Below are 5,018 nucleotides of genomic sequence, written 5' to 3'. Positions count from 1 at the left end.
CGGGGGCGCGGCGGCGGGGCGGAGGGGGACGCAGGCGCGCGGATCGGCCCAGGGGGGCGCGGGCGCCGCCGCGGGGGCCGGGTGCCGGGCGGGGGTGTCGATCAGCTCGGCGGCCCGGGTCGCGGTGTGCAGGTAGTGGTCGAGGAGTCGGTGCAGCGCCCGGTGGGCGGTCGCGGGCGGCGGTGCGGCGGGGTGGTGGCGGGCGAGCAGGCGCACCAGTTCGTGGAAGGCGTAGCGGCCGGGGGTGTGCTGGGTGAGCAAGTGGGCGTCGAGGAGGTCCTCCAGCAGCGCTTCGGCGGTGGGCAGCGGCGAGCCGGTGAGGACGGCGGCGGTCCCGGCGTCGAAGTCGGGCCCGGGGTGGAGGCCGAGCAGGTGGAAGAAGCGCTGGTGGGGGGTGGGCAATGCGGTGCGGGACAGGTCCAGGACGGCGGCCACCGCGCGGTGTTCGGCCACCAGGCCGGCGAGGCGGGTGGGCTCGGCGCGGAGCCGGTCGTTCAGGGCGGCGACCGTCCACTGGGGGCGGTTGCGCAGCCGGCCGGCGGCGACGCGGAGGGCCAGCGGGAGGCGTCCGCACAGGGTCACGAGGTCGGCGGCGGCCTCGGGTTCGGCGCTCAGCCGGTCACGGCCGAGGACGGCGCCGAGCAGGCCCAGGGCGTCGCCCGGCGGGGGCAGCGGCAGGCTGAGGTGGGACGCGCCGTCGAGCGCGGACAGGCGCGGGCGGCTGGTGACGAGTACCAGGGAGCCGGGGGTGCCGGGGATGAGGGGCCGTACCTGTTCGGAGGCGGCGGCGTTGTCGATGAGCAGCAGCAGGCGGCGGCCGGCGCTGACGGCTCGCCAGAGGTGCTCCCGGTCGGTGCGGCCCGGCGGCAGGTGCCGGTCGGGCACGCCGACCGCGCGCAGTAGGACGCCCAGGGCCGTGTGGGCGGTGAGCGGGGTGCGGCCGGCGGTGAAGCCGTGCAGGTCGAGGTGGATCTGCCCGTCGGGGTAGTGGTCGGCCAGGCGGTGGGCGGCGTGGACGGCCAGGGCCGTCTTGCCGATGCCCGGCATGCCGTCGACCGCCAGGACCGGTGTCGGACGGTCGGGTTCCCGGGTGGCGTGGGAGAGCAGCCAGCGGATCTCCCCTTCCCGGCCGGTGAAGTCGGGCAGGTCGTGCGGGAGGGAGCGCGGGAGGACGGACGCGGGGTGCGCGGCCGGCGGCGGGGTCGGTACGGGCGCCGGGGCGGGTACGCCGGGGCCGGTGGCCGGCCGGGGGTGCCCGGGGTACGGGGTGAGGCCGGTCCCGGGGCCGATACCTGAGGGGTCGTCACCACGCAGGAAGCCGGAGAAGCCGTCACCGCCGGCGGAGCGGTCACCACCGAAGACGCCGCCGCCGAACGCGGCGTCCCCGGAGACGCCGCCCCCGGAGGCGTCATCCCCGGGAGGCACGGCGGGCCCGAGCGGCCCGTGGGCCTCCTCGGCCGGCACGGGCAGGGCGGCGGGCAGCACGGCGGCCTCCGGCCCGGCCGTGCGGCGCGGCGCGGGACGGACGCCGTGGGGCCGCGCGCCCTCCGTCACCCGGACACCGGGCACGGACGCGGGCGCGGGCGCGTCGGACCGCGCGGGCCGCGCCGTACCGTCGTGCAGGGCGGGCTCGTTGCGCAGGATCTGCTCGTAGCGCAGCGTGGCCTCGGGCCCGGGGTCGATGCCCAGCTGCTCGGCGAGCAGGTGGCGCAGGTGGTGGTAGACCCGCAGGGCGTCGGCCTGCCGGCCGGTCCGGCACAGGGCGACCATGAGCAGGGCGGCCAGCGACTCGCGCAGCGGGTGCTCCGCGACCAGGGACCGCAGCCCGGCGACCGCCTCCTCGGCGCGGCCCTGTTCCAGCCGCAGCTCCAGCAGGCGTTCGCGGGCGCCGAGTTGGCGGTCCTCCAGCATCGTCGCGGCGGCGGCCAGGAGCGGGCTGCGGCCCTCGGGCAGCGCCCGGCCCCGGTAGAGGGCGAGGGCGCCCTCCAGGGCGGCCGCCTCCTCGTCGGTGCCGGCCGCGGCGCGGGCCCGGGCGAGGGCCGCCTCGAAGCGCAGCAGGTCCAGTTGGCCGTCGTCGACGACCATGCGGTAGCCCGGGCCGTCGGTGACGAGCAGCCGCCGTCCGCCCGGGATGCGGGCGCGCAGCTCGGCCACGATCTTGCGCACCTGATGCTCGGCCGTCGCGGGAGGCGCGTCCTCCCACACGGCGTCCACCAGCCGGGATAAGGACACGACCCGGTTGGCTTCGAGCAGCAGCGCCGCCAGCACGGCACGCGCGCGCGGACCGCCTACTCGTAGGCGGTCTTCCCCGTTCCACACCTCAAGCGTGCCCAGTACGCCGAACCGGACAGCACTCCCCCGTGAGGCCATCATGGCTGATCACTGTACGGGATGAATGTCACGGTCAGGAGAGAATTTCGGACAGACAATCGACCGTGACGCGCCATCACCCGGAGGCTCCACCTCCGCATCGGGCCGGCGCGGGCGGCGGAGCGTCCGGCAACGGGCGGCCTTGCGCGATGAGTTCCTTGACAGTCTCACCACGCGCCAAGAATACTTTCTCATCATCGGTTCTTTGCGCCCTGCGGCAGGAACGTCACGGCAGGGGCGCGACGCGGACGGTCTCCGCGACGCGGACGGGGTCTCCCGGCCCGCGAGCCGATCCCCCCACGGCCTCCCCCGGACCGGTCCCGCCCGTCCCGTACGGTCTCCGGCGCCTCCGAGCGGCCGTCCCTGACGCGTCGTCGGCGCCGGTCCCCCGTACCCGGCCGCCGCCCGTGCCTCCCGGCGGCGCGCACGGCCGGGCGGAGCCGGGCGCTCACGGCCCGCCGTGCCGGGGAGGAGGCGGAGTGCGGCGAGGGAGGGAGGCGCGTCCCCAGGGCCCGCGCGTCCCCAGCACCCGCGCTCCGTCGTCCCGTTCGACCGACGTCCTTTCGGCGATCCACTGGCGGTTCCCGCCCGCGCGGCGGGAACGGTTGCGAGGAGAGGCTCTATGAAGGCACTGGTCCTCTCGGGCGGGTCGGGAACCCGTCTGAGGCCGTTCAGTCACTCGATGCCCAAGCAGCTCATGCCCATCGCGAACAAGCCCGTGCTCGAATACGTCCTGGAGAACATCCGCGCGACCGGCGTGCACGAGGTCGGGATCGTCACCGGCGACCGCGGGGACCAGATCGCCGCCGCCCTCCAGGACGGCTCGCGGCTGGGGGTGCGGATCACCTACCTGCCCCAGGACGCCCCCAGAGGGCTGGCGCACGCGGTGACCACCGCCCGCGCCTTCCTCGCCGAGGACGACTTCGTGATGTACCTCGGGGACAACATGCTGCCCGCCGGGATCACCGACGCGGCCGCCGGCTTCCGGGCGGGCCGCCCGGCCGCCCAGGTCCTCGTGCACAAGGTGTCCGACCCGCGGGCGTTCGGCGTCGCGGAGACCGCGCCCGACGGCCGGGTGCTGCGGCTGGTGGAGAAGCCGCGGGAGCCGCGCAGCGATCTGGCACTGATCGGCGTGTACTTCTTCACACCGGCCGTCCACGACGCGATCGCCGCCATCCGGCCCAGCGCCCGCGGCGAGCTGGAGATCACGGACGCCATCCAGGAGCTGGTCACGCGCGGCGCCCCGGTCCGGGCCGTCGAGTACGACGGCTACTGGAAGGACACCGGGGAGGTCGCCGACGTCCTGGACTGCAACCGCGCCGTCCTCGACGGCCTGCGGCCGGCGCCCCACCCGGCGGCGTTCGTGGACGCGGCGAGCGAGCTGACCGGCCCGGTCGACCTCGCTCCCGGGGTCCGGCTGATCCGCTCCCGGGTCCAGGGCCCGGCCGTCATCGGCGCCGGCACCGTCCTGGAGGACTGCCACGTCGCGCCGTACACCTCGGTCGGCGGCGGCTGCGCCCTGCGCCGTACGCACCTGGGGAACAGCATCGTGCTGGACGGCGCGACCGTCACCGGGATGCGCGGCATCGAGGGTTCGGTGATCGGACGGGGGGCCACCGTCAGCGCGGCGGACCACGGGGACCGGCACCACCGGCTGGTGATCGGCGACCACGCGGGGGTGGAGGTCGCGGCGTGACGGCCGGGCGGCGGCCACGTCCGGGCGTCCTGCACCTCCGCCGGCCTCGGAGGGGCCGTCGGGAGGCGTCGTGCGGGCGTGTCCTGACGGGCCGTCGGAACCGGTCGTCCGACAAACGCTGACGGGCCGTCGACGTCGGTCGTACGAACGGGCTCCGACGGACCGTCGGACCGCCGCCGCGGCGAGCCCCGGCCCCGGCGCGCACCGGTGCTCCTCCCCCGGACGGTTCCGGTCCGCTCGCCGGCCGTGAACCGTCGGCACCCGGCTCCTCGTCCCGGAAGCCGAACGCGTTTCCGCGGACGCCGGCGCGGCGGCCCCGTCCCCGGCCCACGGACCACCACCGGCCCACCGGCCACCGCCACGCCCGGCCCCCGGCCCCATCCCGAAAGGAACACGTCCCATGGCACAACCCGACGCACCCCGCACCGCACCGCTCGCCTCCGGCCCGGCGGAGGAGCGGGCGAAGCACGAGCGGGAGCCGCTCCCCGACCCCGTACCGCTCTACGGCAAGGACTACAAGACCGACCCCTATCCGCTGTACGAGCGCCTCCGCGAAATGGGCCCCCTGCACCGGGTGCACTTCCCCAGCGGCGTCCACGCCTGGCTGGTCACCGGCTACGACGCGGCGCAGCAGGCGCTCACCGACGACCGGTTCGGGAAGAACCACGACCTCGGGAACGACGCCTGGCGGTCCAAGGCCGCCATCATGCCGGAGCCGCAGCACTCGCAGCTCCAGGTGCACCTCCTGCACCAGGACCCGCCGAAGCACACGCACATGCGCCGCATGGTCACCGACGCGTTCACGCCGCGCGCCGTCGAGCGCCTCCGCCCGCGCGTCCAGGAGATAGCCGACGAGCTCCTCGACGCCGCCCTCGCCGGCGGCACCGCGGACGCCGAGGGCCGGGCCGCCTTCGACGCCGTGGAGGGCTTCGCCGCGCACTTCCCCTTCCGC

The 5,018-nt window shown here is 76.3% G+C and carries 2 protein-coding genes and 1 pseudogene; 2 read left to right on the top strand and 1 reads right to left on the bottom strand.

Annotated elements, in window-relative coordinates; genetic code table 11:
- The coding region (locus JNW98_RS36200; protein WP_263420930.1) for an AfsR/SARP family transcriptional regulator at positions 1-2,373 on the bottom strand (2,373 nt) is incomplete at its 3' end.
- 619 nt (positions 2,374-2,992) lie between these two features.
- Here JNW98_RS36200 and JNW98_RS18400 point away from each other — a divergent pair.
- Both JNW98_RS18400 and JNW98_RS18395 read left to right on the top strand, forming a co-directional pair.
- The gene (locus JNW98_RS18400; RefSeq protein WP_223769345.1) at positions 2,993-4,066 is read left to right on the top strand and encodes a glucose-1-phosphate thymidylyltransferase; all 1,074 of its coding nucleotides are present in this window, start codon (positions 2,993-2,995) and stop codon (positions 4,064-4,066) included.
- A gap of 400 nt (positions 4,067-4,466) precedes the next feature.
- Positions 4,467-5,018 (top strand): annotated as a pseudogene (locus JNW98_RS18395) (cytochrome P450); the annotation flags it as partial.

It is taken from the genome of Streptomyces huiliensis, assembly GCF_020037025.1.
GTDB lineage: Bacteria > Actinomycetota > Actinomycetes > Streptomycetales > Streptomycetaceae > Streptomyces > Streptomyces huiliensis.
The sequence above is the reverse complement of the archived record's forward strand: the minus strand, read 5'-3'. Positions and strand labels throughout refer to the sequence as shown.

Coding starts and splice junctions, on each gene's coding strand:
- JNW98_RS18400 (WP_223769345.1), top strand. CDS start 2,993: ATGAAGGCACTGGTCCTCTCGGGCGGGTCGGGAACCCGTCTGAGGCCG.